At 53.4% G+C, this 25,666-nt stretch carries 22 protein-coding genes and 1 tRNA gene; 17 read left to right on the top strand and 6 right to left on the bottom strand.

The annotated features are described in order from the left end of the window. Positions 1 to 6 precede the first annotated feature (6 nt). A complete protein-coding gene (locus ACJJIF_RS01830) occupies positions 7 to 471 on the bottom strand; it encodes an FKBP-type peptidyl-prolyl cis-trans isomerase (protein ID WP_444930543.1) in 465 nt (154 codons plus the stop codon). A 140-nt stretch (positions 472 to 611) separates the two neighbouring features. Further along, positions 612 to 971 carry a hypothetical protein gene (locus tag ACJJIF_RS01835; RefSeq protein WP_444930544.1) on the bottom strand — a complete coding sequence of 120 codons (360 nt, stop codon included), beginning with the start codon at positions 969 to 971 and terminating at the stop codon, positions 612 to 614. Between the two features lie 334 nt (positions 972 to 1,305). Here ACJJIF_RS01835 and ACJJIF_RS01840 point away from each other — a divergent pair, with 334 nt between their 5' ends. From ACJJIF_RS01840 to ACJJIF_RS01855, 4 genes are all read left to right on the top strand, one after another. Further along, entirely contained in the window at positions 1,306 to 1,728 is a 423-nt protein-coding gene (locus ACJJIF_RS01840; protein ID WP_444930545.1) for an HIT family protein, read from the top strand. Positions 1,729 to 1,853: 125 nt separating this feature from the next. Further along, on the top strand, positions 1,854 to 2,663 hold the full coding sequence (locus ACJJIF_RS01845; RefSeq protein ID WP_444930546.1) for a GIN domain-containing protein: 810 nt from the start codon (positions 1,854 to 1,856) through the stop codon (positions 2,661 to 2,663). 127 nt (positions 2,664 to 2,790) lie between these two features. Continuing rightward, on the top strand, positions 2,791 to 4,260 hold the full coding sequence (locus ACJJIF_RS01850) for a YcjX family protein (protein ID WP_444930547.1): 1,470 nt from the start codon (positions 2,791 to 2,793) through the stop codon (positions 4,258 to 4,260). Then, on the top strand, positions 4,257 to 5,381 hold the full coding sequence (locus tag ACJJIF_RS01855) for a TIGR01620 family protein (protein ID WP_444930548.1): 1,125 nt from the start codon (positions 4,257 to 4,259) through the stop codon (positions 5,379 to 5,381). Before ACJJIF_RS01850 ends, ACJJIF_RS01855 begins: the two co-directional genes overlap by 4 nt. A 67-nt stretch (positions 5,382 to 5,448) precedes the next feature. On the opposite strand, the gene ACJJIF_RS01860 is transcribed toward ACJJIF_RS01855, so the two are convergent. Beyond that, entirely contained in the window at positions 5,449 to 5,949 is a 501-nt protein-coding gene (locus ACJJIF_RS01860; RefSeq protein ID WP_444930549.1) for a hypothetical protein, read from the bottom strand. A 241-nt stretch (positions 5,950 to 6,190) separates the two neighbouring features. On the opposite strand from ACJJIF_RS01860, the gene gorA reads away from it, so the two are divergent. Then, positions 6,191 to 7,549 carry a glutathione-disulfide reductase gene (gorA, locus tag ACJJIF_RS01865; protein ID WP_444930550.1) on the top strand — a complete coding sequence of 453 codons (1,359 nt, stop codon included), beginning with the start codon at positions 6,191 to 6,193 and terminating at the stop codon, positions 7,547 to 7,549. A gap of 88 nt (positions 7,550 to 7,637) precedes the next feature. Here gorA and ACJJIF_RS01870 read toward each other — a convergent pair whose 3' ends face one another. Then, complete coding sequence (locus tag ACJJIF_RS01870; RefSeq protein WP_444930551.1) at positions 7,638 to 7,994, bottom strand: HPF/RaiA family ribosome-associated protein; 357 nt, start codon at positions 7,992 to 7,994, stop codon at positions 7,638 to 7,640. A gap of 526 nt (positions 7,995 to 8,520) precedes the next feature. On the opposite strand from ACJJIF_RS01870, the gene ACJJIF_RS01875 reads away from it, so the two are divergent. Continuing rightward, complete coding sequence (locus ACJJIF_RS01875; RefSeq protein WP_444930552.1) at positions 8,521 to 9,474, top strand: hypothetical protein; 954 nt, start codon at positions 8,521 to 8,523, stop codon at positions 9,472 to 9,474. Positions 9,475 to 9,651: 177 nt separating this feature from the next. Here ACJJIF_RS01875 and thpR read toward each other — a convergent pair whose 3' ends face one another. After that, positions 9,652 to 10,281: an RNA 2',3'-cyclic phosphodiesterase gene (gene thpR / locus ACJJIF_RS01880; protein ID WP_444930553.1), complete on the bottom strand. Its 630-nt coding sequence runs from the start codon at positions 10,279 to 10,281 to the stop codon at positions 9,652 to 9,654. A 77-nt stretch (positions 10,282 to 10,358) separates the two neighbouring features. Here thpR and ACJJIF_RS01885 point away from each other — a divergent pair, with 77 nt between their 5' ends. Beyond that, on the top strand, positions 10,359 to 10,835 hold the full coding sequence (locus ACJJIF_RS01885) for an Hsp20 family protein (protein ID WP_444930554.1): 477 nt from the start codon (positions 10,359 to 10,361) through the stop codon (positions 10,833 to 10,835). A 1-nt stretch (position 10,836) separates the two neighbouring features. After that, entirely contained in the window at positions 10,837 to 11,490 is a 654-nt protein-coding gene (locus ACJJIF_RS01890) for a class I SAM-dependent methyltransferase (RefSeq protein ID WP_444930555.1), read from the top strand. On the opposite strand, the gene ACJJIF_RS01895 is transcribed toward ACJJIF_RS01890, so the two are convergent. Next, the gene (locus ACJJIF_RS01895; protein WP_444930556.1) at positions 11,470 to 12,456 is read right to left on the bottom strand and encodes a GlxA family transcriptional regulator; all 987 of its coding nucleotides are present in this window, start codon (positions 12,454 to 12,456) and stop codon (positions 11,470 to 11,472) included. The two genes, ACJJIF_RS01890 and ACJJIF_RS01895, sit on opposite strands and share 21 nt — an antisense overlap. 139 nt (positions 12,457 to 12,595) lie before the next feature. Here ACJJIF_RS01895 and ACJJIF_RS01900 point away from each other — a divergent pair, with 139 nt between their 5' ends. The 9 genes from ACJJIF_RS01900 to lon all read left to right on the top strand — a co-directional run bounded on the left by ACJJIF_RS01900 (position 12,596) and on the right by lon (position 25,474). Continuing rightward, positions 12,596 to 14,452, top strand: coding sequence for a beta-ketoacyl synthase (locus ACJJIF_RS01900; protein ID WP_444930557.1), 1,857 nt, complete (start codon positions 12,596 to 12,598; stop codon positions 14,450 to 14,452). 75 nt (positions 14,453 to 14,527) lie between these two features. Continuing rightward, positions 14,528 to 15,112: a type II toxin-antitoxin system RelB family anti-toxin gene (locus ACJJIF_RS01905; protein ID WP_444930558.1), complete on the top strand. Its 585-nt coding sequence runs from the start codon at positions 14,528 to 14,530 to the stop codon at positions 15,110 to 15,112. Positions 15,113 to 15,411: 299 nt separating this feature from the next. Further along, positions 15,412 to 17,568, top strand: a complete 2,157-nt coding sequence (fadB, locus tag ACJJIF_RS01910; protein WP_444930559.1) for a fatty acid oxidation complex subunit alpha FadB — start codon at positions 15,412 to 15,414, stop codon at positions 17,566 to 17,568. 11 nt (positions 17,569 to 17,579) lie between these two features. Continuing rightward, a complete protein-coding gene (gene fadA, locus ACJJIF_RS01915; protein WP_444930560.1) occupies positions 17,580 to 18,755 on the top strand; it encodes an acetyl-CoA C-acyltransferase FadA in 1,176 nt (391 codons plus the stop codon). Positions 18,756 to 18,936: 181 nt separating this feature from the next. Further along, positions 18,937 to 19,021: transfer RNA gene (locus tag ACJJIF_RS01920), tRNA-Leu, on the top strand. Between the two features lie 189 nt (positions 19,022 to 19,210). Then, on the top strand, positions 19,211 to 20,524 hold the full coding sequence (gene tig / locus ACJJIF_RS01925) for a trigger factor (RefSeq protein ID WP_444930561.1): 1,314 nt from the start codon (positions 19,211 to 19,213) through the stop codon (positions 20,522 to 20,524). A gap of 187 nt (positions 20,525 to 20,711) precedes the next feature. Next, positions 20,712 to 21,353, top strand: coding sequence for an ATP-dependent Clp endopeptidase proteolytic subunit ClpP (gene clpP / locus ACJJIF_RS01930; RefSeq protein WP_444930562.1), 642 nt, complete (start codon positions 20,712 to 20,714; stop codon positions 21,351 to 21,353). Between the two features lie 162 nt (positions 21,354 to 21,515). Beyond that, positions 21,516 to 22,802: an ATP-dependent Clp protease ATP-binding subunit ClpX gene (gene clpX / locus ACJJIF_RS01935; protein WP_282933429.1), complete on the top strand. Its 1,287-nt coding sequence runs from the start codon at positions 21,516 to 21,518 to the stop codon at positions 22,800 to 22,802. 266 nt (positions 22,803 to 23,068) lie between these two features. Continuing rightward, positions 23,069 to 25,474 carry an endopeptidase La gene (lon, locus tag ACJJIF_RS01940; protein ID WP_444930563.1) on the top strand — a complete coding sequence of 802 codons (2,406 nt, stop codon included), beginning with the start codon at positions 23,069 to 23,071 and terminating at the stop codon, positions 25,472 to 25,474. The last annotated feature ends 192 nt before the right edge of the window (positions 25,475 to 25,666 follow it).

Here is a 25,666-nt window from a genome sequence, read left to right on the forward strand (position 1 = left end):
TAGCGGTTAGTGCACGTGACCGTGATCAACCTCTTCGGCAGTCGCTTCGCGTACTGAAACTACTTCGACTTCGAAGTGTAGCTCGACGCCGGCGAGGGGATGGTTGCCGTTGATTGTGACTTCATCACCATCGATATCGATAATTTCGACTTCAATCGGGTGACCTTCAGTGCTCTCGGCACGGAATGCCATGCCTACAGACAGTTCCTCAACACCACCAAAGGCGCTGCGGGGCATAGTCTGGATCAGCTCGGGGTTTTGCTCGCCATAACCGTCTTCCGGGGTGATGACTGCGGTAAATTTGTCACCAGGTGCCTTTTCCAGCATTTCGCGCTCAAGCCCAGGAATAATATTGCCGACCCCCTGTAGATATTTGAGCGGCTCTCCGTTGGCTGAGGAGTCAATGACTGTTCCGTCAGCGTCTTTCAGGGTGTAGTGGATCTCCACAACTGTGTGGTTGGCAATCTTCATGAATAATCTCTGATCTAAAAAGAGTCTGTGAATGAGCGCTTACCGCTGCGCAATAAAACGGGGGGGTAAAGGCTGTGAGGTGCAATTGTATTGACAGGGCCGGCGCGCCGCAACTTATGCGTTCGCGCCGTCGATAAAGATTAACAAGCGATGGAGAGGTCTTGCTCACAACCGCCATAGAGGTTAGTTACAGTCGCAACCAGTTGCGTACTGAGATCCGGGTGGTAGCCCAGCTCCAATAGGCGCCCCTCGAAATATTCGAGCATTGCATCGAACAGCTCGGGGTTTAAGCCCCTGGCGAGGAAGCGTGCGCGACTACTGCGATCCGGCTCCGGCGTGAAGGATAAAGCATGACTAAGGAATTGGGTTTGGCGGCTTAACTGTTTGCGAAAATCACAAGTCTCGTAGGCTGAAAGGTGGTGGCTGAGAGCACCGTAAAATTCACTGACTATACGGTTGACAAATTTAGCACCACCGACCTGATCTAACAGGCTTTCCATGTTTTCCCCCCGGTGCGCAGTTGGCACTGATTTAAAGTTTACCCGCAGAGCCGAAAAAGTATTTTGGTAACGAGATGCACAATGTGCAATGGCTCAATGGCGGTACAACATTAACTGGTGAGGAGCCTAAGACATATTCTTTCGGTATGCCAACTTGGTTTAAGAAAATTGTCATTCTGTTCGACAGGTTGTCATATATTGGGGGTTTATTTCGCCAAAAAGGAATATCGGCATTTGCGCAAGTATTTTCTAAACCTTTACACTTTATTTTTCTTGTTGGTGTTAGACTGCACGTTTGCACCAAATAATAAAATTCAACCTTTTGAGATAATTTATGGCAAGTATTTTTACTCAGATAATTAATGGCGATTTACCCGGCAATTTTATTTGGCGGGATGAAAAAGTCGTAGCTATTTTGACCATCTCCCCGATCAAAGCTGGTCATTGTTTGGTCATTCCTGTTGAGGAAATTAATCATTGGGATGACGTGCCAGAGGATCTGGCGGCTCACTTAATGTTGGTTGCGCAAAAAGTGGCAAAAGGGCTAAAAGCAACCTACTCCCCCAAGCGTGTGGGGGTGATGATCGCAGGCATTGAAGTGCCGCATACACATATCCACCTGATTCCCGTGAATGAATTGTCAGATTTTGACTTTTCCAAGCAGCAGTCCGCCCCTGCAGAGCAGTTGGCACAAGAGGCGGAGAAAATTCGCCAATCCTTACAGGAAATGGGTTTTGATGAAGCGGGATGTGCCTAGGTCGCGCAGAGTGTAGACTGAAAGGTCACAAAATGCCCTGAAAATTTTTGTGGGGCACTGCATCTAGAACACCAGTTCATATCGTCATGTAGGTATGAACTGGTAATAACGATGAGATTCCTTTAATGATGATTTTGAAGAAGACACTTTTCGCCCCGCTGCTGGCTGTGCTCGCCACCGTTGCTACGTACTGCGCCAATGCCCAGGCTGATGAAATGGAGACCAAGCACTTTGATGTGGAGGGATTCACCCAGGTGTCTCTCAAGGGGAGTTCTCACTTGAAGCTGATTCAGGGCGACAGTTTTGAAGTGGTCGCTGATGGGCCCGCTAGCACCATGCCTTACGTCAAAGTTGAGGTAAAAGGGGAGAGGTTGGAGCTGTCAGTTGAAGAGAATACTCGAAATCTTTTTGGCTTTGTCACCATTTCCCATGGGCAGGGAGACAAGGTTAACTTTACCGTGACAATGCCTAAAGTTGAGGCGCTTAAGGTGACAGGGTCCGGTAAAGCCAGGTCCTCTAGCATAGAGAGTGAAAATCTCACCCTGGGAGTGACGGGATCGGGATTGATTAATATCGATAAAGCGGCGACGGAAAACTTAACGGCCTATATCACAGGTTCTGGCGATTTATTGCTCAATAGAGCGCTGACGGTGAAAGGGGATATCTCAGTGAGAGGCTCTGGTGATATGAAAATAGGCCGTATCACCGGCGAGACTTTAGCGGCAGAAATCCAAGGCTCTGGTGACATATTAGTTGACGGGCGCACAGCGGATGTGAGTGTTCGGGTGATGGGCTCCGGGGACTTTGTTGGGCGCAGCTTGCGCACCGATCGCGCCGAGGGCTCAATTATGGGCTCTGGAGACATCGTGTTGAAACGCCCGGGCAGAGATTCCTTTTCGGTAATGGGATCGGGAGATGTGGTGCTAATCGACTGAGTTGCGCTATTGTAGACCGCCAGTACCTATGGCGCACCGTTTATAAAGCGGTGCGCCTGTTGCGTTTTGGGAGGGCGGTTACACCTCCTTTATCGCCTCTATCCCCACTTCCGGAAGTCGTTTTGATATGGAATCCAAATTGACGGAGTGTGTGTCATCGGACCACGAAGGCTCTGCGTACGCCAAGGGCGAATCCCGTCCACCTTTAAAAGAAAAGTTGCGCCGCTGGGGGCGGGAAGCTCAGGATAAATCGCACTGGGCTGCGGAGCGCTTGTTGGATCGACGCATCTGCATCGGTATTACCGGACTCAGTGGTGCCGGTAAATCCACATTTCTCACCAGTCTTATTTACCAACTCTGCAACCCGGAAAAGTCTCAACTGCCGGGCTTTGCCCCGGCACTGAATGGCGATTTATTGGGCGCTGAGCTGAAACCTGCACTGGATTCCGGTTTGCAGCCGTTTGACTATGGCACCTGCCTTTCGGCGCTGATGGCCGATCCACCCAGCTGGCCTCAGAGCACAAGGCACGCTTCGGCAATGGAGCTGCATATCCATCTGCGCAGTCGACGCCGTTTCCGGGGCGCAGGTCGCAAGACACTGGTCGTAGAGCTGCGTGACTACCCCGGAGAGTGGCTAATGGATCTGCCACTGTTGCGTATGGATTATGCGGAGTGGTGTCGCCATCAAGCGCATTTGCTCTCCACCGATGCGCGCTCAACACTGGCCCCGCAATTGCCCGCTCGGTTGGCGCTACTGTCGCCCCAGGCGAATGCGGATGAAGTGGACTTGGACAGCCTGTGGCTGGAGTACCGAAATTTTCTCCTGAATTGTCGAGCCAGGCTGAATCTCAGTTACCTGCAGCCGGGTAGAGCACTGCTGGACGATGAGGCCTATGGCGTAATACCGCTGTTGGATTTGCGTGGGTTAGACCCAATGCAATTATCTGCGCTGCCGGAAACCAGTGTATTTAAGGTCCTACAGGGGCGTTACGACCACTACGTACAGCAGCAGGTAAAGCCCTTTGTCGACAGTCATTTTCGACATATCGATCGACAGCTGGTCCTGGTTGATGTGATTGGCACTCTGTTTTCGGGAGAGCAGTCCCTGGAAGATATGCGTCTGGCATTCACTCATATTGCCGATACATTTCGCTACGGTGAGTCGGGGCTGATCAGCAAGCTGTGGCGCCCGAAGGTTAACCGACTCCTGTTTGCCGCCACAAAAGTGGATCAGGTGCTCGCCGCTGATCACGATGCGTTGAGGCAACTACTGGGGCAGCAATTGCAGCAGACGTTTTCCGACGCCCGCCACCGGGGACTGCCGGTATTTAGCGAGGCGATTGCAGCGGTGCGCTGCTCTAGAGAGGGGCAGAAGGGGGGAAGGAGAATGCTGATGGGGCACGACTTGCAGGGCCAGTATTTGGGCTTTGAGAATGCGGAGATCTTTGCCCAGGCGCCCTATGAGGATCAGGGCTGGAGTCACTATGCCGGTGCGGCACCACCGCAGCTCAGGCCGCCAATGGGCATGCAGGCCGGACATATTCCACATATCCGAGTGGATGCTCTTTTGAACCTTCTGTTGGGAGATAAGGTTTGATTAACCGCGAGAAAAGCACTGATTATCGACGAGAAACCCGTATCGAGTCTCTGGAGGAGCCGGAGCGGGAGGCGCTTCACCGAGATACTACCCGAGTGGAATCCCTGGCGGATGAGTCGGCAGAGATACCCAGATCAATTACTACGGGAGAGTCACTGCCAGACCGCACTGCGTTCTCCGAGTTGCGCCTGCCCGCCTTCCGCTTTAAGTGGCTGAAGCCGGGCCTGCTCTCTGCGCTCGCGGTTGTAGTAGCGGTGTTGGCGTGGGAGTTTTACGGGCTCTATCAGTGGGCGGTGGACAAGCACTGGGGACTGGGTGCCTTTGTGGGTATTTTGCTGGTGGGCTTTGTTGGAGTCATCGGCACTTCCGTGTGGGAATTTTTCCGTGCGGGGCGCCCCCTGAGCAAACTGGAAAAAACCCAGGCAATGGCTGCGGAGGCCCGGGATTGCCGCAGCCACCAAGGGGCGCAATTATTCAAGCGCAATTTACAGGAGCATTTTTCCGCAAAGCCCCAGGGAGTACTGCTCAATCGGGTCCTGGATGAGGCGGCGGACTATTACGATAGCAGTGAACTGTTGCAGCACTTGGAGGTGACGTTCTTAGACGCCCTCGACCAGGAGGCCCTGAGGAGAGTGGTGCGACATTCAACAAGTACCGGTGCCCTGGTGGGGCTGAGCCCTTTTGCCAGTATCGATATTTTGGTCGCTTTGCGGCAGTCGCTGCGAATGATTGATGATGTGGCGCAGATCTATGGTGTGCGGCCCTCATTCGTAGTGCGCTGGCGCTTGTTCAAGAGGGTTTTGTCACTGGTGGCCTACAGTGGCGCCAGTGAGTATGCGATCAGTGAAATGTGGCCGGAACTCGTTGGCGACAGTATGCTCAGCACGGTTTCTGTGCGCTTGGGACAGGGTGTTGGGGCCAGTCTATTTGTTGCGCGTATCGGTCTGGCAACGATGCAGAGTTGCCGGCCTATCCCCTTTACTGAAAAGCAGCGTCCCCGCTTGAGAGCGGTTATGGCTCGGATTGGTGGCGGGCTCAAGGAGAGAATGCCGGAGCTATTCTCTATGGTTGGGCTGGGGCGGCGCAAAGAGGTGAAAGCTCAAAAGATAGATGCCGAGTAGCGCCTGAATTATCAGCGCTACCTGTTTGGTGTTGGGGAGGCAGCAGCTGCTCTCCCTCGCCTGGGGCCTACTGAAACTGTTTTTTCATCAGCATGCGAGTGTGATGCCGGTCAACCAGTTGAGCCAGGGTTTCATAGCGGCGCTTTATGAAGGGCGCGGGGTTGTTATTTCCCGACTCATCCCGGTATTCAACACCGGAGCGGACGTGTTGGAGCTCCTTGGCCAATTCCTTGATGGCAGTAAAGATTTTCTGTGTGTCATCTTTACTGTGAAATACTGAGCTTTTGGTGGTGTCCGTCAGGTAGTCATTGCATTCGCTCAGCCAGTCGAGCCTCTGCTCCAGAAACTGTATGGTATTGCGAATTCCCCCAGTGTACTCGGGGTTGAAGTTATGATTGATATACTTGTCGAGACTGCGCATGCCCGAGCCGACAAACTGTTCTACCAGATCGTTGCAGTACTTTTCTGACAGATAGGATGGGTGAGACTTTGCGCTGCTTAAATTACTGATGAGCAGTAGACAGGTAAGCAATAGGGCGCGCTGCATCACTGCATGTGGGAATTTCATATTATTGCCCATAGGTTTTGCTCTTATTAGTGGCTGTTATTTTATCCGCCTAAGGCTTTTTTGTTGTGCAATTTCCTTAGACGGGCCGATATCTGTGACACTAGTCACATGAATATCCAAAGCGAAGTCAAGTGTCAATGATTATTAAGTAACAATTGTCAGCTTGAAATAACTGTTCATTGCAAGCGCAGTATTGGGCTGTTTAAAAACTATTCGAAACATAGCTGAATAGGAGTGCATTTTGGCTGAGTACGATTTTGATTTGTTTGTTATTGGTGCAGGTTCTGGTGGTGTGCGAGCAAGCAGGATGGCTGCTGCGCAAGGTATGAAGGTTGCCGTTGCCGAAGATCGCTATATGGGTGGGACCTGCGTCAATGTAGGCTGCGTGCCGAAAAAATTATTTGTGTATGCGAGCGGTTACTCCGCAGGTTTCTCAGATGCTCAGGCCTACGGCTGGAGTAGTTCGGGGGTTGAATTTGATTGGCCGACCCTGCGGGACAACAATGCAAAAGAAGTCGCTCGGCTCAATGGAATTTATCGCAATCTGCTGGAAAATTCCGGTGTGGAAACTCTGAACGGTCGAGCCAGCATTAAGAGCCCCCACTGTGTTGTCGTCAACGGTAAAGAAATTACTGCGGAGCGTATATTGGTAGCGACGGGTGGCTGGCCATTTATTCCGCAAATTCCCGGCCGGGAATTTGCCCTGACTTCGAATGAAGTCTTCTCAATGGAGACCTTCCCCAAGCGTGTTTTGGTTGTTGGTGGGGGCTATATTGCTGTCGAATTTGCAGGCATCTTCGCCGGTCTGGGGGCGAGCGTGCACCTGTCTTACCGGCGGGATTTATTTTTGCGCGGGTTCGATCGCGATATTCGCTCTTTTGTTCGCGATGAGATGCAGAAGAAAAATATCGACCTGAAGTTTAACCACCAGATAGTGTCTATTGAGAAACTCCAGGATGGCAGTTTGCTCGCCCATGCCGACGACGGTTCCAGTATTAATGTGGATATGGTGCTCTACGCCACGGGGCGTGTCGCCAACACCGAAGGTTTGGGGCTGGAGGAGCAGGGGGTTGTCTTGCACAAGGATGGAACAATCTCTGTCGATGATAATTTTAGGACCAGTGTGCAATCAATCTATGCATTGGGGGATGTGACTGGTGAGCCCCAGTTGACCCCAGTTGCTCTGGCGGAGGCTATGGCCTTAGTGAAGCACTGGCGCACAGGGGATACGGCTGAAATCGATTATAACAACATACCAACAGCGGTATTTTGCCAGCCGAATATCGGCACTGTGGGGCTGTCTGAAGAAGAGGCGCGGAATTCTGGACTCGATGTCACCATTTACAAGTCTGAATTTAGACCGATGCGCCACACCGTGAGCGGCAATACAGAGCGGACACTGATGAAGTTGGTGGTGGACGCCTCCAATGACAAGGTGATAGGTGTACATATGGTTGGCGATGATGCGGGGGAGATTATTCAGGGAATGGCGGTTGCCCTAAAGGCGGGGGCAACCAAGAGTACCTTCGACTCCACGATTGGGATTCACCCTACGGCCGCTGAGGAGTTTGTGACAATGAGGACTCCGGTTGCGGGTTAGGCCTTTCTGTTATCTGGCTGTTGTCGGCTATAGTTGTCGAAATAAAAAAAGGCGGCACTCGTTGCCGCCTTTTTTGCATCAAGCAGTTTTAGCTGGGCTCTTCTATGACCTCTTGCAGGACCTGGTGTCGCCGAGCCTTCTTGCGTTCACTGCGCTCTTTCAGGCAGCGTTCGGCGGAGGCAAATGTGTCGTTTACCGCTCGATGTATGGATTCATTTTCACTGCTAATGGTCACTGGGTTGCCAGTAATTGCAAGTTCTAGGGAGGCCTTGAAATGTCTGCCTTTACTTTTGTGGTGGTGGGGGGCTTCGAGGACAACGCGACTGTGTATGATGTCGCCACAATAACGTTCCAGCTTATGTAACTTTTTAGATACGGTGGTCGCCAGGGCGGCTGACTTGTCGATGTCGCGGAACACAATGTTATCGTTAGGCGCTGATTTCATGGGCAAATACCTCCGGTTAAAAGAAACCATGCAGGCCGCTGTTGCGGTTTGCTGTAAAGAAGGTAGGGCGCCCTAGTGGGAGGGTTCGAGGCTGCAGTTGAAACGCCGAACTGCCGGAATCGCAACGATTGCTTGCTGACAAAGCAGCTTAGAGTGTTTTACGTCCGGGTCGGGTTTCCGCTGAATCCAGCGATCTACTCCCTGGTATCCATAATGCGTTCGTTAAAAAAAAAATCAAGCGCTATTACTAAAAAACTTCATATAAATTTACGAGAGGTAGCACGGTTGTGACTTAAAACTGTGTATTTGCAGCTTTATTGATCAGTGGGTCGACTCAGGTGGACGCAAGGTCATTGCCGACAGGCGGCTCCCTGCGTAAAATTGACCATATTGCGAAGTCGCTTCACGCTGAAATAGTACTAGAGCGGTTGCGCTTGCAAATACGAAACATATCAATTCGAGAAATGGGTTCTGGACGATGGCGGTAAAGCGGTGTTGCTCGCTTCTTTTGGCGGGCTTAGTAGTTATGGGTGGGGCGGTAGCGCAAGCGCAGACGCCCCTCACGGCGGAGAAGAACCGTCTTGCGCGGCTGGAGCAGTCACTTGAGAATCGGAGTGTTGGCTTAGAAGATGTCGAGAATGAGCTGCTCTCCTATGAGTATAAGCTCGAGCAGGCCCAAAAATCTCTCGACGAGTTGCGCCTGGAGTACGAGGCGAGTCGTCAGGAGCTCAATCAGGCGACTCGCGCCCATGAGTCAAGCTCCAACTCCGATTCTGAGCGTCGCCTGAAAAAGGCCAAGCACGCATTTGCCATGGCGGAGAGGGGGGTGGATAGCCGCTCTCGCCGCCTTGACTTCATTCGGGAGAACTATCAGCAGTTGCAGCAAAAGCTGGTTGAGGAAAAGCAGGCCGTTGCCGATACCAAGCTCAAAATCTCTGTTCAGCAGGATAGAATCAGCAGAATGGTAGAGGATATGCTGGCGAAAGCGGAGGCCTCTGAGCGGCGAGCGGCGCTGGCGCGCGCAGCGGCCGCGACCGAGAAGCCTAAGCCCCCTGTCGTTCGGGCGCAGGTAGAGCCGCCGAAGCCTAAAGAGCCGGTCAAAAAACCGGTTAAAGAGGAGGTTGTGGTCAAGCGTGCGATTGATCCTGACCTGCTGGATTATGTAAGGGAGGAGAAGCAGCGCCTGGATACGCTGCTGGCGGACAAGGAGGGCAATGACAGGCAGACCTTCCGCAGCCTTGAGTTGCGACCTGTCGGTGGGGAGAGGATACCCTTTGAATTCCTCGGGGAAAATCAGTACCGCCTAGTAACTACCGTTGAATCGGGTCGAGAAACTTATAGGATTAACACCTGGAAGTTCCGTCGCACGATTCCCGCCGAAGACGATGGGGTTCGCTACGTCTTTATCTTTGATGCGCGACGCCTCTCCAGACCGAGGCTGGTTATGTATCCAGAGTACGTACTGGCAGAATTGAACTGACTTCACGGTCGATCCGCCATAAAAAGCGAGCCTTAGGCTCGCTTTTTTACTTTTACGGCATATAAAAGAGTCGCGCAATATCTCTGCCGGGCTGTTGGGGCGATTGACACTTTGTGCCGCAGTTTTTCGGCACAGCTAAACCTGCGGCCTGAAAATTGGGAGCTACAAACAGAGCCTCTACAGTGAAGTCAGCGGGGTTGTTTGCAGGGCAATATACTGGCTACCAGTTTGTTTGGGCTTGCTGTGGTAGAGAATAATATTGTCGAGTGTGATGGGGTATTTTATTTCGATGGGAGCAAATCCTTTAAATCCCAGCCTGTTCCTGCACAGGGTGATATGTGGACGATAGCGGCGTTGCTCTGTCGGCAGGCCCTGTGCCCCAACCATTCTTTGTACTGCGAGTTGTAATTTCTCCAGCGCCTCAGTCGCAACGAGCTCTGCGGCAATCAAATGGGATTCGTTGCCCGGGAAGGTGTTTATGCTAAATATTTCCGTTTTTGATTTGCCTACCGACTGACTGATGGCGGTTAGTCCTGTCTTTAATGATGGGAGTAATTTGTTTGCGACCTCTCCAAGAAAACAAAGTGTTATGTGCCTGTTCTCTCGAAGTGTCCAGCGAGTATTGGCATGGATAGTCTGCGGCTGTTCAACTTTAATTTGCTGCGTCAGCTGGTCTAGAAAATTCTGCGCCGCCTCATCGAGTCCGATGCCAATAAAGATTCTGGAAGTTTTTGACATAAAGTTTTGTTGCAACCCTTGAATATAAAACCCCCGCCCATATCTCTGTAATACAGGTGGCAGCTTCACGCGGAAGTGTCCCTGAAAAGAGTCCGGTCATTTGACGGACACAGTCTTAAATATTGCTCTGAATTGAGGATATGATAATGCGTAATTTTGATTTTTCTCCACTGTACCGTTCTGCCATTGGTTTTGACCGTATGGCCAGTTTGCTCGACGCGATGACCACCAGCGAGCAAAAGCAGCCCTCTTACCCCCCTTACGATATCGAATTGACCGGCGAGGATAGCTATCGGATTACCATGGCAGTTGCCGGTTTTGAACAGTCGGAGCTCGATATTCAGGTGGAACAAAATCGCCTAGTCATTAGCGGTGTTAAGCCTGAAAATAATAGTCAGGGAAATTACTTGCACCGGGGTATCGCGGCAAGGAATTTTGAACGGCGTTTTCAACTCGCCGATCACGTAAAAGTGACCGATGCAAAATTAGCGAATGGCCTTTTGCATATAGAGTTGGTGCGCGAGATTCCAGAGGCGATGAAGCCGCGAAAAATTTCCATTTCAGAAGGTAATACTCTGCAACACAACAAGAGTGAAGCCGAGTCCAATACAGCAGCAGCGTAAATTGTCACTCTATTGCCCGCTGTGCCGTCATTCGACGGTACAGCCTTACCACCAAGATAAGTTTCGCAGTTATCACCAGTGTGATAACTGCGCGCTCGTTTTTGTCCCGGCACAATTTCACTTGGCGCCAGATGAAGAGCGTGCCTACTACGACCTTCATGAAAATTCGATGGAGGATGAGGGGTATCGTCAATTTCTCAGTCGCTGTGCCCAACCCCTGCTCAAGGCGTTAAATGGCCCCTGCGATGGTCTGGACTTTGGTTGTGGCCCCGCGCCCTTACTGGCCAGGATTCTGGAGGAGGGCGGACACCGGGTGGATTTATACGATCACTTTTATGCGCCTGCGCAAGAGGCACTTCATAGAAATTACGATTTTATTGTCGCCACAGAAGTGATCGAGCACCTGGTACAACCCGGGGTGGAGCTCGATAAACTTTGGCAGAGATTGCGCACCGGGGGTGTGATGGCTCTGATGACGAAGTTGGTGATTTCTGCGGAGCGTTTTGCCAATTGGCACTACATTAGAGATCCGACGCATATTTGCTTTTTCAGTGTAAAAACATTTGAGTGGCTGGCTCGGTCACTAGGTGCCGAGCTTCAGTTTGTCCACAGCGATGTTATTTTCCTGAGAAAGTTAAGCGTTCACCCTGAATAATTTGGCGCGCACGGTAGTGCGGTATTCGCTGGGGGTGGTTGCCAGGAATTTCTTAAATAGCGCGGTAAAGTGCCCCATATCCTGGTAGCCAACTTTTTCAGCAATTTCATTGACGGAGAGATTGCTCGACTGTAACAGTTCGCGCGCCATATCAACCCTGACATTTTGCAGATACTGCAACGGTGTTTGCCCGGTGGCGAGTTTAAAGCGGCGGTTAAATGATCGAACACTCATATCGAAAAGTTGCGCCACTTCACTGAGGCGTACCTCGCTATTGCAGTGCTCTTTGAGCCAGGCTTGGGCCTGGACAATATCCTCATCCGGGTGTAACTGTACAGAGCCTTCCGAAAAGGCGATCTCTTCAAACGGGCGGCGAATCTCGTGGGAGAAGTTGCGCTCGACATGGCTGGCAATGGCCGGGCCATACAGCTGGCGAATCATGTGAACGGTAACGTCGGCTAGAGCATTGACGCTGGCGGCACAAAACAGTTTGTCCGCCTGGGTAATAAAATACTGGCGCTTTAACTTAACTTCGGGATAGTCTGAGCTGAATCGATCAAAGTAGTGCCAGTGGGTGGTGGCGGGTTTGCCATCGAGAAGGCCCGCTTCGGCGAGGAAGCAGACCCCGGTGCCCACGGCGCTAATGCTCGCCCCCTGTTTTTCCTGCTGGCGCAGCCATTCCAATATTTTCCCGCTACGCTTGAGGGCGGGGCGGGGGTTGCGCCACATGGTTGGAATATAGATTAGGTCGCTATCCGGCGCATCGCTGAGGGCGACGTCCGGTTGAAGGGTAAATCCGCAGCGGGTTTTTACTGCGGCCCCGTCCAGGCTGGCGGTCACCAGTTTCAGGCTGCCCTTGATGCCCTCTACCCTGGCGCGACTCTCAGCGCCGCGAAGCATTTCAAGTGGTAGAACGGTGCCGGTTGCCAGCATCTGGTCGATAAGTAGGAAAGTTACTGTTCGCATTACACATCTATGCGCACTTGCGCTATTGGCCAAAACACTCAATTTTGCTGGCCAGTATGCCCATAACTGGACAGAATCGCCACCCCCTACACTCGCATCTCTTATTTTTATAGTGTTAAGTGCTTGGCTGGAGGTCAGGATGCAGCGCCTTCCCGTAATCACCGCATTCGGTGGATTCAACCCTGCTGGACGTAGTTCTTTTCATCGGGGGTACTCCCGCCTCATTCTGGATAAGTTGAGCGCGGAGGAGCGGCAAAGCACCCTTTCCGATCTGGCGGCCCTGATGGGTTTGCGCTCCGGGAGCGATGCCGGGGGAGCGCTAGATCCGGCCCTGGAGCAGCGGGTGCTGAACGGCACCTTGGTGCGCGAGCTTGAGGGTCGCTACTACGACTACCGCAAGTGCCACTTCCATCAAGCCGCCCAGCTGGCAAACCCCGCAGGGCTGACGTTTGAAATCTCCGCCCGCCAGCTGCCTCAGCCGGTGCCCAGCCACTGGCAGCTGGAGCCGGTGCAGGGGGGGAGGGTTCGAGTTACTGCGACCGAGTTGTCGGTCATGCTGGATAGTCATCGCGAGATCGCTGTGGCGGCCGCAGGGCAGTTGCCAACCGGATTTGAGCCCGGGGAGAGGTACAATTCTCGCTTTCACCCCAGAGGGCTACAGCTGGCGCTGTTGGGCGCCTCAGACGCAGTTCAATCCATGGGTATCGATTGGGATACCGTTGTCTCCACCGTTGGGCCGGGAAATATTTCGCTTTATGCGGCCTCTGCCATGAGTCAGCTGGACCCATTTGGCAATGGCGGCTTGTTGCAGTCCCGCCTGCGCGGCGGCCGCGTTAGTTCGAAGCAGCTGGCCCTGGGCTTAAACAGCATGCCGGCAGATTTTGTCAACGCCTACGTCCTCGGCAATGTCGGCTCTACTGGCGCTGTGGCGGGCGCTTGTGCCACCTTCCTGTATAACCTGCGCGCCGGGGTGGAGGATATTCGCTCTGGCAGGGCGCGGGTGGCTGTCATTGGTGCGGCGGAGGCGCCGCTGGTGCCGGAGGTGGTCGATGGCTACTCGACGATGGGGGCCCTCGCTACCACAGAGAATCTGCGCAAGTTATTCCCCGGAGAGATTGATTACCGGCGCACCAGCCGCCCATTTGGTGAGAATTGTGGTTTCACCCTGGGCGAGGGTACCCAGTGGGTCATCTTGATGGATGATGCACTCGCACTCGAATTGGGCGCCTCGGTCTATGGTTCCGTCGCCGGTGTGTTTACCAATGCCGATGGCACTAAAAAGTCTATTTCGGCGCCGGGGCCCGGGAACTACCTGACCATGGGCCGAGCAATGGCCGAGGCCCGGGCAATTGTCGGTGAAGACAGCTTGCGCCAGCGCAGTTTTGTGCAGGCGCACGGCTCCAGTACACCGCAAAACAGGGTTACCGAGTCCGCAATTTTCGATCGCTTAGCCGGCGCTTTCGGGATAGAGGCGTGGCCTATTTGTGCGGTCAAGGCCTTCTTGGGGCACACAGTCTCCTCGGCCAGTGGCGACCAATTGGTGACTGCGCTGGGCGTGTTTGAGCGGGGGATACTCCCGGGGGTAACCACTGTCGATCGCATCGCTGACGATGTGCACTGCGAGCACCTGAATATTTCCCTTGAGCATACCGACAGGGGGCGGGGGGCATTGGATCTCGCATTCCTGAACTCAAAAGGTTTTGGTGGCAATAATGCCACGGCAACCATCTTGTCCCCCCAGATAACCAAATCGATGATGGAAAAGCGTCACGGCGTGCGCGCGACTGCGGCGTCTCAACAGCTGAATGAGAAGGTGGTTGAGCGGGCTGAAAAGTACAACGCCAAGGCCTCTCGTGGTGAGCTCGATGTGATTTATCGATTTGGCGAAGGCATGATCGATGAAAGTGAAATAGCGGTTTCGGCAGAGGAAATCCGCTTGCCAGGGCTGCCCCCGGTAAAACTGCCAAATGGAAATCCCTTTGAAGATATGGTGTGATAAAGCTTCAGTTGGTACCTCTAAACGGGTGATTTTTACCTGGAGGAAAATGACACAATAGGAGCTGTCGGGAGCATGGATGATCCTGAGGGAGAGGTTGGCGCCCGTTTGAAAATGGTGCGCCACATTTACGGTGTTTCGCAGAGGGAGTTGGCGAGACGGGCCGGAGTCACCAACGCGACAATTTCTTTTATTGAGCTGGGCAAAGTTAGCCCCTCGGTAAGCTCTCTGAAAAAGATATTGGCCGCTATCCCCATGTCGCTAACGGACTTTTTTTCCCTGGAAATATCGGGTGCCAAGCAGGTTTTCTTTCGTGGTAATGAGGTGCCTGATATCGGCTGCGGGGCTGTGTCCTGCCGCTTGTTTGGGGGGGCGGAGGCAAGCGCGGGCATGTCGCTTTTGTGGAAGGTGTTTCCCGCTGGGGGAGATACCGGTTTTTCTCTGACCCCTACCGAGGGAGAGGTCGGCGGGGTGGTTGTCAGCGGCAACCTGGAGGTGACGGTCGGCTCCGACTCTGCCCTGCTGGGCACTGGCGACGGCTACTATTTTGACGCCCGGCGCCCGCACCGCTTTCGAAATACCGGCAATTGTGATTGCGTCGTTGTCAGCGCGATGACGCCGGCTTGCGGCCGATCAGCAATTTTTGACCCCTCGCTCTAGGGAGTGAGCTAGATGAGGAAATTCGTGCCGGGTTGCTGCTAACTTGGCGCAAACCGGGATAGACTAGCGCCGCTTTACCTTCTTTACCGCTCGCCAAACTGGCGATTTTCTGTACTTCGGCACCTTTGGTGCCACTCCATTTGTAAGAAATAGTATTCAAACAATCGTTTGAATCTGGCTATACTAGCGCTGACCATATTGGGCCCAAGTGTCACCGCACCTTGCGGGGCGGCCCATGGTCGCACAAAAATTCCGACCCCGGGCCCAGGATCGCGGCCCAGAATAAAAGAGGTCAATCAATGTTATTTAGTGGCAAAGCGCTCGCGGTACAGATGCTGGACAACGGCATCGCCGAGCTCAAATTCGACCTGCAAGGCGAATCCGTCAATAAATTTAACCGCCAGACGGTTTCTGAATTCTCCCAAGCGCTGGATGCTATCGAAGCAGCGGATGGCGTAAAAGGCGTACTGCTGACCAGCGGTAAAAGCGTCTTTATTGTTGGTGCTGATATCACTGAGTTTGGCGATGCTTTCTCTGCGGGTGCAGAGGGTGTTGCCGATCTGATGAATCAGAACAACGAAAACATCAATCGCCTTGAAGATTTACCGGTACCGACTGCCGTGGCAATTAATGGCTACGCACTCGGCGGCGGCTTTGAGGTGTGCCTGGGCTGTGACTACCGCCTGATGGGCGAGGAAGCCAAAGTTGGTCTTCCCGAAGTTAAGCTGGGCCTGATCCCGGGCTGGGGCGGCACTGTTCGCCTGCCGCGCGTAGTGGGTGTTGATGTTGCCGCAGAGTGGATTGCGGCGGGCAAAGAGCAGAAGCCGGCAGCGGCGCTGGAAGCTCACGCCGTTGATGCGGTAGTACCTACCGACAAGCTTAAAGATGCGGCGATCAAGCTGCTCGAGCGCGCCATCAATGGTGGGCTGGACTACAAGGCTACCCGCGAGCTCAAAAAATCCCCGATCCCCCTGAATGATACCGAAGCGCTGATGGCCTTCTTTACCACCAAGGCATTCGTGGGTCAGCAGGCGGGCAAAAACTACCCATCTCCGGTCGCTGCGGTTGAGTCTATCGAGCAGGGTTACAAGCTGACCCGCGATGAGGCGCTGAAGATCGAGCAGGAGAAGTTTATTTTCTGCGCCCAGACTGGCACGGCCAAGTCTCTGGTAGGTCTGTTCCTGGCCGATCAAACAATTGGCAAGGTTGCCAAAGGTTGGGAAAAGAAAGCTGATAAGCCGATTGAGCGTGCTGCCGTATTGGGCGCTGGCATTATGGGTGGCGGTATCGCCTACCAGTCTGCCTATAAAGGCACTCCGATCAAGATGAAGGATATCGATCAGAAGGGTATCGATCTCGGTCTGAATGAGGCGAATAAGCTGCTGTCCAAGCTGGTTGACCGCAAGCGCCTGACTCCGGCAAAAATGGGTGAAGTACTCAATCGTATTGAGCCGACCCTGAGCTACGACGGCTTCAACGATATCGACGTTGTTGTGGAAGCTGTGGTTGAGAACCCCAAGGTGAAGCACGCTGTGCTGAAAGAGGTGGAAACCAAAGTTGGCGAAAGCACGGTGATCGCTTCCAACACCTCCACTATCTCCATCAACCACCTGGCCGAACCGCTTTCCCGTCCGGAAAACTTCCTCGGTATGCACTTCTTCAACCCGGTGCACAAAATGCCGCTGGTTGAGGTGATCCGTGGTGAGAAAACCTCTGACACCGCCGTAGCTCGCGTTGTTGCCTACGCTAACAAGATGGGCAAGAAAGCTATTGTTGTGCGCGACTGTCCGGGATTCCTGGTTAACCGCGTTCTCTTCCCTTACTTTGCCGGCTTCTCCATGCTGGTGCGCGATGGTGCTGACTTCCAGGCCGTTGACAAGGTGATGGAGCGTTGGGGTTGGCCGATGGGCCCCGCTTACCTGATGGACGTTGTCGGTATTGATACCGGCGTTCACGCAGAAAGCGTTATGGCGGAAGGCTTCCCCGAGCGTATGGGTAAAACCTTCACTGCCGCTTCCGACGTTATGTATGAGGCGGGTCGCTACGGCCAGAAGAACAACAAAGGTTTCTACAGCTACGAGCAGGACAAAAAGGGTCGCCCGAAAAAAGTGGCTACCGAAGAGTCCTATGAGCTGCTGAAGGCGCACGTAGCTGAGCGCCGCGAGTTCGAAAAAGACGAGATTATCGAGCGCATGATGGTGCCCATGGCAACCGAACTGGCTCGTTGCCTGGAAGAGGGTATTGTCGACTCCCCGGCTGAGGCCGATATGGCGCTGATCTACGGCATCGGATTCCCTCCGTTCCGCGGTGGAATCTTCGCGTGGCTGGATAGCATTGGTCTGGATGAGTTCGTGAAGATTGCCGATAAGTACGCCGATCTGGGTGAGCTGTACAAGCCGACCGATCGCATGCGTGAAATGGCCGCAAGTGGCAAAACCTACTACGGCGACAAGTAAGGAGAATAGCGATGGGTTTAAATCCTAGAGATGCCGTAATCGTCGACTACGCACGTACGGCCATGGGTCGCTCGAAGAATGGTGTATACCGCCATGTTCGCGCCGACGATATGTCTGCTGAGCTGCTGAAAAAATTCATGCAGCGCAACGACAAGCTCGACCCCGCTGAGATCGACGATCTCATCTGGGGCAGCGTTATGCAGCGCGACGAGCAGGGCTTTAACGTAGCCCGCTTTATCCTGCTGCGCGCGGGCCTGCCGCACACTATCCCGGCGCAGACGGTTAACCGCCTGTGTGGCTCCTCTATGTCCTCCCTGCACACTGCTGCTGCCAACATTCAAGCTGGCGTTGGCGACGTGTATGTTGTGGGCGGCGTTGAGCATATGGGCCACCTGAACATGATGGAGCACGTTAGCCCCAACCCAATGCTGGGTCGCTATATGGCAAAGGCTGCCGGCTCCATGGGTATGACGGCCGAATACCTGGCGATGATGCACGGTATCCAGCGCCAGCAGATGGATGAGTTCGGCGCTCGCTCTCACCACCGCGCTGCCGAAGCTACCAAGGCTGGCAAGTTCAATCGCGAGATTATCGCTATTGAAGGTCACGACGATGACGGCGTACCTTTCCTGGTTGAGGCGGATCAAACTATCCGCCCCGATACCACTGTGGAAGGTCTGGCTCAGCTGAGACCTGCATTCGATCCGAAACACGGCCAGGTAACTGCCGGTACCTCCTCCCAGATCACCGACGGCGCCTCTGTTATGTTGGTGATGTCCGCTGAGCGCGCCCAGGCTCTGGGTATGACCCCGATCGCTCGCGTGAAGGAAATGGCGCTGGCTGGCGTGGATCCGTCCATCATGGGTTACGGTCCGGTACCTTCTACCCAGAAAGCGCTCAAGAGAGCGGGCCTGACTGTCGGCGATATCGACAAGTTTGAGCTGAATGAAGCATTTGCAGCTCAGGCGCTGCCGGTGTTGAAGGATCTGGGCCTGCTTGAGCAGATGGATGAGAAGGTCAACCTGTACGGCGGTGCTATCGCCCTGGGCCACCCCTTCGGCTGTTCCGGTGTGCGTATTACCGGCACCCTGTTGAGCGTTATGCAAAACGAAGGTGGCGATCTGGGTGTATCTACCATGTGTATCGGTCTGGGGCAGGGTATCACCACTGTCGTAGAGCGAGTCTAACTCGGTTAGACCCCAAAAAAAGGCGCCCGTGTGGCGCCTTTTTTATTTTTTTAAAGAAAGTATCAGTAAAGTGTTGAAGCCCGCAAAATGCTGTGGCACAATTTGCATCCCTTGTCGCGATGGGCTCTGGGAAAGCGGTAAAACTGCTTAGAAATCAAAGAGTTAGCGACATGTTCGATTTGGGGACGTGGTGAAATTGGTAGACACGCCAGATTTAGGTTCTGGTGCCGAAAGGTGTGGGAGTTCGAGTCTCCCCGTCCCCACCAAATCAAAAAGCTCAGGAGTCCGCATGGCTTGCTCTGACGGGGTGAGTGCGGGCTTCTTGTATTTGGCGCGAGTCCGCAGCCTCTGTGGCTGGTGTGGCACGGCCAAGCGAGGCCGTCGGCTGAGCTCCGGCGCCCGGTATTCGTTGGCGCTGCGGCGCGAAAAAAAGAGATAGTCTCACGAGGATAAACATGCAGGTTTCCATCGAAACTACTTCCGGTTTGGAGCGTCGTTTAACGGTTAATTTACCGGCGGAAATCGTCGACAAAGAAGTGGACAAGCGTCTCCAGCAGGCTGCTAAGACTGTCCGCATCAACGGCTTCCGCAAAGGCAAGGTGCCGATGAAAGTCGTTCGTCAGCGCTTTGGTGCCGGTGTTCGTCAGGAAGTTCTGGGCGAGGTAATGAGCCGTTCTTTCTACGAAGCAGTGCAGAAAGAAGAGGTTAAGCCCGCTGGTCAGCCCAGCATCGAAGCGAAGCAGACGGCTGCCGGTGAAAACCTGGAGTACGTTGCAACTTTCGAAGTTTACCCCGAAGTTGAGCTTGCCGACCTGGCCGAGATCGCTGTAGAGCGCCCTGTTGCCGAAGTTACCGACGCAGACGTAAAGAACATGATCGATGTTCTGCGCAAGCAGCAGTCCTCCTGGAAAGACACCAAGCGCAAAGCGCAAAAGGGTGACCGTGTTGTTATCAACTTTGTTGGTCGCAAAGACGGTGAAGAGTTTGAAGGCGGCAAGGCCGAAGGTCACCAGTTGGTACTGGGTTCCGGCCAGATGATCCCCGGCTTCGAAGAAGGCATTCTGGGTATGAAGCCCGGTGAAGAGAAAGACCTGGATCTGACCTTCCCGGAAGATTACCAGGCAGAAGAGCTTCGCGGCGCTGCGGTCACCTTTAATATTAAAGTCACCTCCTCAGAGAAGCCCGAGCTTCCCGAGCTGAACGAAGAGTTCTTCGCGGCTTACGGTGTTCAGGAAGGTGGCGAAGAGAAGTTCCGCGAAGAAGTTCGCAATAACATGCAGCGCGAGCTGAAGAATGCGTCCTTGAACAAGGTTAAGACCCAGATCATGGATCAGCTGTTCGAGAAGCATCCTGTAGAGCTGCCCGCTGCTCTGGTTGCCAGCGAAGTCACTGCACTGCGCGGACAAATGGTTCAGCAGTTCGGCGGTCAGATTAAAGCTGAAGATGCCGAGCGTATGCTGCCCGACACCATGTTTGAAGAGCAGGCCAAGCGCCGCGTTGTTCTCGGCCTGGTAGTGGGTGAGATTGTTAAGCAGAATGAAATTTCTGTTGATGCAGACCGCGTAAAAGCGAAAGTTGAAGAGCTGGCCTCTACTTACCAGCAACCGCAAGAAGTAGTTGACTACTACTACAGCAACCGCGAGCTTCTGTCTGGTGTTGAGTCTGTGGTACTGGAAGATCAAGTTGTTGATCACGTACTGGCTTCAGCCAAAGTATCTGAAGTTGACAGCAGCTACGACGAAGTGATTAAGCCGCAAAAGCAAAGCTAATCTCTCACTTCAATTAGGTGTAGTGTGGCGCTCGCTCCAGCGTGGCGCCCCTACATCTCCTTCCTTTTTACCGGCTGGCTTTCTCTCGCCTGACCGGTTAAGCTCTCAAAACCAAATTTTCAGCATGGGCATATAATGCCTGTTCGCTGGCCTGCCGAATACGCCACAAAAGGAAGCAATGGTACCTATGGCACGAATTGATTTTCCAAAAGCTTCGATAGAGCCCTCAGCATCCGGCTTAGTCCCTATGGTGGTGGAGCAAACCGCCAGGGGTGAGCGCTCATTTGATATTTATTCTCGCCTGTTAAAAGAGCGTGTGATCTTCCTGGTCGGACCTGTAGAAGACCATATGGCCAACCTGGTGGTTGCTCAGCTACTGTTTCTTGAGGCTGAGAATCCGGACAAAGATATCCACCTGTATATTAATTCGCCGGGCGGTTCGGTAACTGCCGGTATGTCTATTTATGACACCATGCAGTTTATCAAGCCTGATGTCAGCACCATGTGTATCGGCCAGGCCTGTAGCATGGGAGCGTTTCTGCTGACCGCAGGGGCCGAGGGCAAGCGTTTCGCAACACCGAACTCCCGGGTGATGATTCACCAGCCCAGCGGTGGAGCCCAGGGGCAGGCGAGCGATATCCATATTCACGCCCAGGAAATCCTCAAGATTCGCCGGCGTTTGAATGAGCTGATGGCACACCACTCTGGACGCCCGGTCAGTGATATCGAGAGAGATACCGAACGCGATAACTTTATGAGTGCCGATGAAGCCAAGGAATATGGCTTGGTCGACGATGTACTGTCTCGTCGACAGGCGTTTGACAAGTAGATTTTCTGCGAAAAAAGTTGACTAGAGGCGGATTTCAGCGAAAGTTGGTTTTTTCTTATAGACTGGCTTTCGCGGAGACTTGAAAATTACGCCAAAAGGCAGCATCTTGCTGGGTAAGCTGAATTTAAGGCCCTGGCCGGCCAGTGACGACGGAGTATTTTGATGACCGACAAAAGCAGCGGAGAAGACAGCGGAAAATTGCTGTACTGCTCTTTCTGTGGCAAGAGCCAACAGGAAGTGCGGAAGTTAATCGCTGGGCCGTCAGTCTTTATCTGCGATGAATGTGTCGAGTTGTGTACCGACATCATTCGCGAAGAAGTGCAAGAGACTGCGGAGGGCCCCGAAGGGCGCCTGCCGACACCCCGTGAGATTACAGAGATCCTCGATCAGTATGTGATTGGACAGGAGAGGGCCAAACGTGTGTTGGCGGTTGCTGTTTACAATCACTACAAGCGTTTGCGCACCAAGTCTGGCGTGAAAAGTAAGGATGAGGTAGAACTCAGTAAATCCAACATTTTGCTGGTTGGCCCTACCGGTAGTGGTAAAACCCTGCTCGCCGAGACCCTGGCACGCCTGCTCAATGTTCCCTTTACTATTGCCGATGCAACCACCCTGACCGAGGCCGGTTATGTGGGTGAGGATGTTGAAAACATCATTCAAAAGCTTCTGCAAAAGTGTGATTACGATGTAGAAAAAGCCCAGCAGGGCATCGTCTATATCGATGAGATCGACAAAATCTCGCGCAAATCAGACAACCCCTCAATTACCCGCGACGTATCCGGTGAGGGTGTGCAGCAGGCGCTGCTGAAACTGATTGAGGGCACTGTCGCATCGGTGCCGCCACAAGGTGGACGCAAGCACCCGCAGCAGGAGTTTTTGCAGGTTGATACCTCTAATATCCTGTTTATTTGTGGTGGTGCTTTTGCGGGTCTGGATAAGGTTATCCGCGATCGCTCTGAGAAGGGCGGAATCGGCTTTAGCGCCGAGGTTAAATCGAAGGATGGTACCAGTAATTTTGGCGAGATCCTGCGGGACCTGGAGCCGGAAGATCTGGTTCGCTACGGCTTGATCCCCGAGTTTGTCGGCCGCCTGCCGGTGACCGCCACTCTGGAGGAGTTGGACCGCGAGGCCCTGGTGCAGATTCTCACCGAACCGCGTAACGCCCTGACCAAGCAGTATGCAAAGCTGTTTGAGATGGAGGATGTGGAGCTGGATTTCCGCCCCGATGCACTGGATGCCGTTGCGACCAAGGCAATGGAGCGCAAGACCGGTGCCCGCGGCCTGCGCTCAATCATGGAGTCCGTATTGCTGGAGACCATGTACGATATTCCATCCACGGATAATGTGGTGAAAGTGGTTATTGACGAAGCCGTCATTAAAGGCGAGTCGGCCCCGCTGCTGGTTTACGAGAGTGAATCCCAGCCGCAGAAGGCGGCGCCAGAAGAATAGCCCAAGCCCATGGTAAAAGGCCCCAATACAGGGGCCTTTTTTATAGTATTTCCTAATTACCTAAGCGTCTGACAGCTTGTCTTGGCATTCCCGGCCGGATTCTTGTGATGAACTCGGCACAAATTGGTCGTGAGATTAGACTTGTATTTCGGGCCCTTCCCCCCCATTACTAGCATCTGAAGGGCGGTGGCCCAGGTTAAGCTGTCAATTTCAACAGCAGCATGATGCCGCGCCAAATACCCAGTGATAGGGCCGAGAGGAGTTCTATGGACCAGTCATCCGACACCACACTTGAATATCCGTTGTTGCCATTGCGCGATGTTGTTGTTTACCCCCATATGGTGATCCCGCTTTTTGTGGGCAGGGAAAAGTCCATTGAGGCCCTGGAAGAGGCTATGCGCAGGGATAAGCAGGTATTGCTTGTGGCCCAGCGAAAAGCATCTGAGGATGATCCCGGTGCAGACGATATCTATCGTGTGGGCACGATTGCCAGTGTCTTGCAGCTACTCAAGCTTCCCGACGGCACCGTGAAGGTGCTGGTGGAAGGCGGTGAGCGCGTAAATATTCGCGAGGTGATGGAGAGAGAAAATCACTTCGAGGCAACGGTTGCGCCGATGGAGACGCAGGAGCTGTCAGAAGGGGAGGCGGATGCCCTGGTGCGTTCTGTTATGTCCCAGTTCGAGCAGTATGTCTCTGTCAGCAAAAAAGTGCCCAATGAGGTTATTACCTCTCTGTCGGGAATCGATGAGCCCGGCCGCTTGGCGGATACTATTTCTGCACATATGTCTCTGGAATTGCCACAGAAGCAGGAGCTTCTGGAGACGGTCAGCGTCAAGGAGAGGCTGGAGCAGCTGCTGGGGTTGATGGATGCTGAAATCGACCTGATCCAGGTGGAGAAGCGTATTCGCGGGCGCGTGAAAAAACAGATGGAGAAAAGCCAGCGCGAGTACTATCTCAATGAGCAGATGAAGGCGATTCAAAAAGAGTTGGGCGAAATCACTGAAGAGCCCAATGAAATTGAAGAGCTGGAAAACAAGATTGCCGAATCCGGCATGAGTGCCGAAGCGGAAAAGAAAACCCGCGCCGAGCTGGGCAAGCTAAAGATGATGTCGCCCATGTCTGCGGAAGCTTCGGTTTTGCGCAGTTATATCGACTGGATGCTGAGTCTGCCCTGGAAAAAGGCCAGCCGCGTTAGGCATGACCTGATAAAAGCCGAGGAAATTCTCGAGAAAGAACACTACGGCTTGGAAGAGGTTAAAGAGCGGATACTGGAATACCTCGCAGTGCAGAAGCGCGTGAAGAAAGTCAAAGGGCCGATTTTATGTCTGGTTGGTCCGCCCGGGGTAGGTAAAACCTCACTGGGCCAATCTATTGCTCGAGCAACCAATCGTCAGTATGTGCGTATGGCGCTGGGCGGCGTGCGCGATGAGGCCGAGATTCGCGGGCATCGACGCACTTATATTGGTTCGCTACCGGGTAAGCTGGTACAAAAGATCTCCAAGGTGGGGGTCAAAAACCCTCTGTTCCTGCTCGATGAGGTCGACAAAATGGGGATGGACCAGCGCGGCGACCCCGCCTCCGCACTGCTGGAGGTCCTGGACCCAGAGCAAAATAAAGCCTTTAACGATCACTACCTCGAAGTCGATTACGACCTTTCCGATGTAATGTTTGTTTGTACCTCCAACTCGATGAATATTCCGGGTCCATTGCTGGACCGTATGGAAGTGATTCGAATCCCCGGTTATACCGAGGATGAAAAGTTGAATATTGCGCAGCGCTACCTGGTACCGAAACAGCGCAAAGCCAACGGTCTTAAAGACAATGAGCTGGAACTGTCCGATGACAGCATCCGCGATATCGTCCGCTATTACACCCGTGAAGCCGGCGTGCGCGGCCTGGATCGGGAGATCGCTAAAATCTGCCGCAAGGTGGTCACCGAACGCGTTCGCAATCCCTCGGAGAAGAAGGCGATAGTGCAGCCGCAGCAGTTGGAAGAGCTGCTCGGTGTGCGCAAATTTGACTTTGGCCGCGCAGAGGAAGAGAACAAAATCGGAATCGTCACCGGCCTCGCCTGGACTGAGGTGGGCGGTGAGCTTCTCAATATCGAAGCGTCGGCGGTTCCGGGTAAGGGGCGCATGATTAAAACCGGCTCCCTCGGCGATGTGATGCAGGAGTCGATTCAGGCGGCACTGACCGTGGTGCGCTCACGCTCCCAGGCACTGGGTATAGGCCCCGATTTTCACGAGACCCGCGATATTCATATCCACGTGCCAGAGGGCGCCACTCCCAAGGATGGCCCGTCGGCAGGTATCGCTATGTGTACGGCTCTGGTATCTATACTGACCGATATTCCGGTGCGTTCAGATGTGGCGATGACCGGAGAAATTACACTTCGCGGAGAAGTTTTAAGAATTGGTGGTCTAAAGGAAAAGTTATTGGCAGCGCATCGGGGCGGTATCAAAACTGTACTGATTCCCGCCGATAACGAGCGAGATCTGAAGGATATTCCCGATAATATTCTCCAGGACTTGGTAGTTAAACCGGTTAAATGGATTGATCAGGTGCTTGAGTTGGCCCTTGAGCACAAGCCTGAATCCCTGTCTGATGAAGAGTACTCCGCCTTGCAGAAGAAGGCTGAGGAGCGCTCCCAGCGCGGAATTCAAACCCACTAGCCTCTTGGACGGGGTGACTTTTGTCGCCCCGTTACAACTTGCAAGGCCAAAACTTCGCCAATCGGCTCTCTATACCGCTCAAAAAGTATACATCTGCTCGGAAACCCGCATGGTTCCTTGACCCGCTACTGGGCAGTTGGTATAAAACGGGGCTTATTGCCCGGCGCGTAAATTGCCGAAGGCTAAACAATT

It is taken from the genome of Microbulbifer regidiadema (SeqCode), assembly GCF_052467605.1.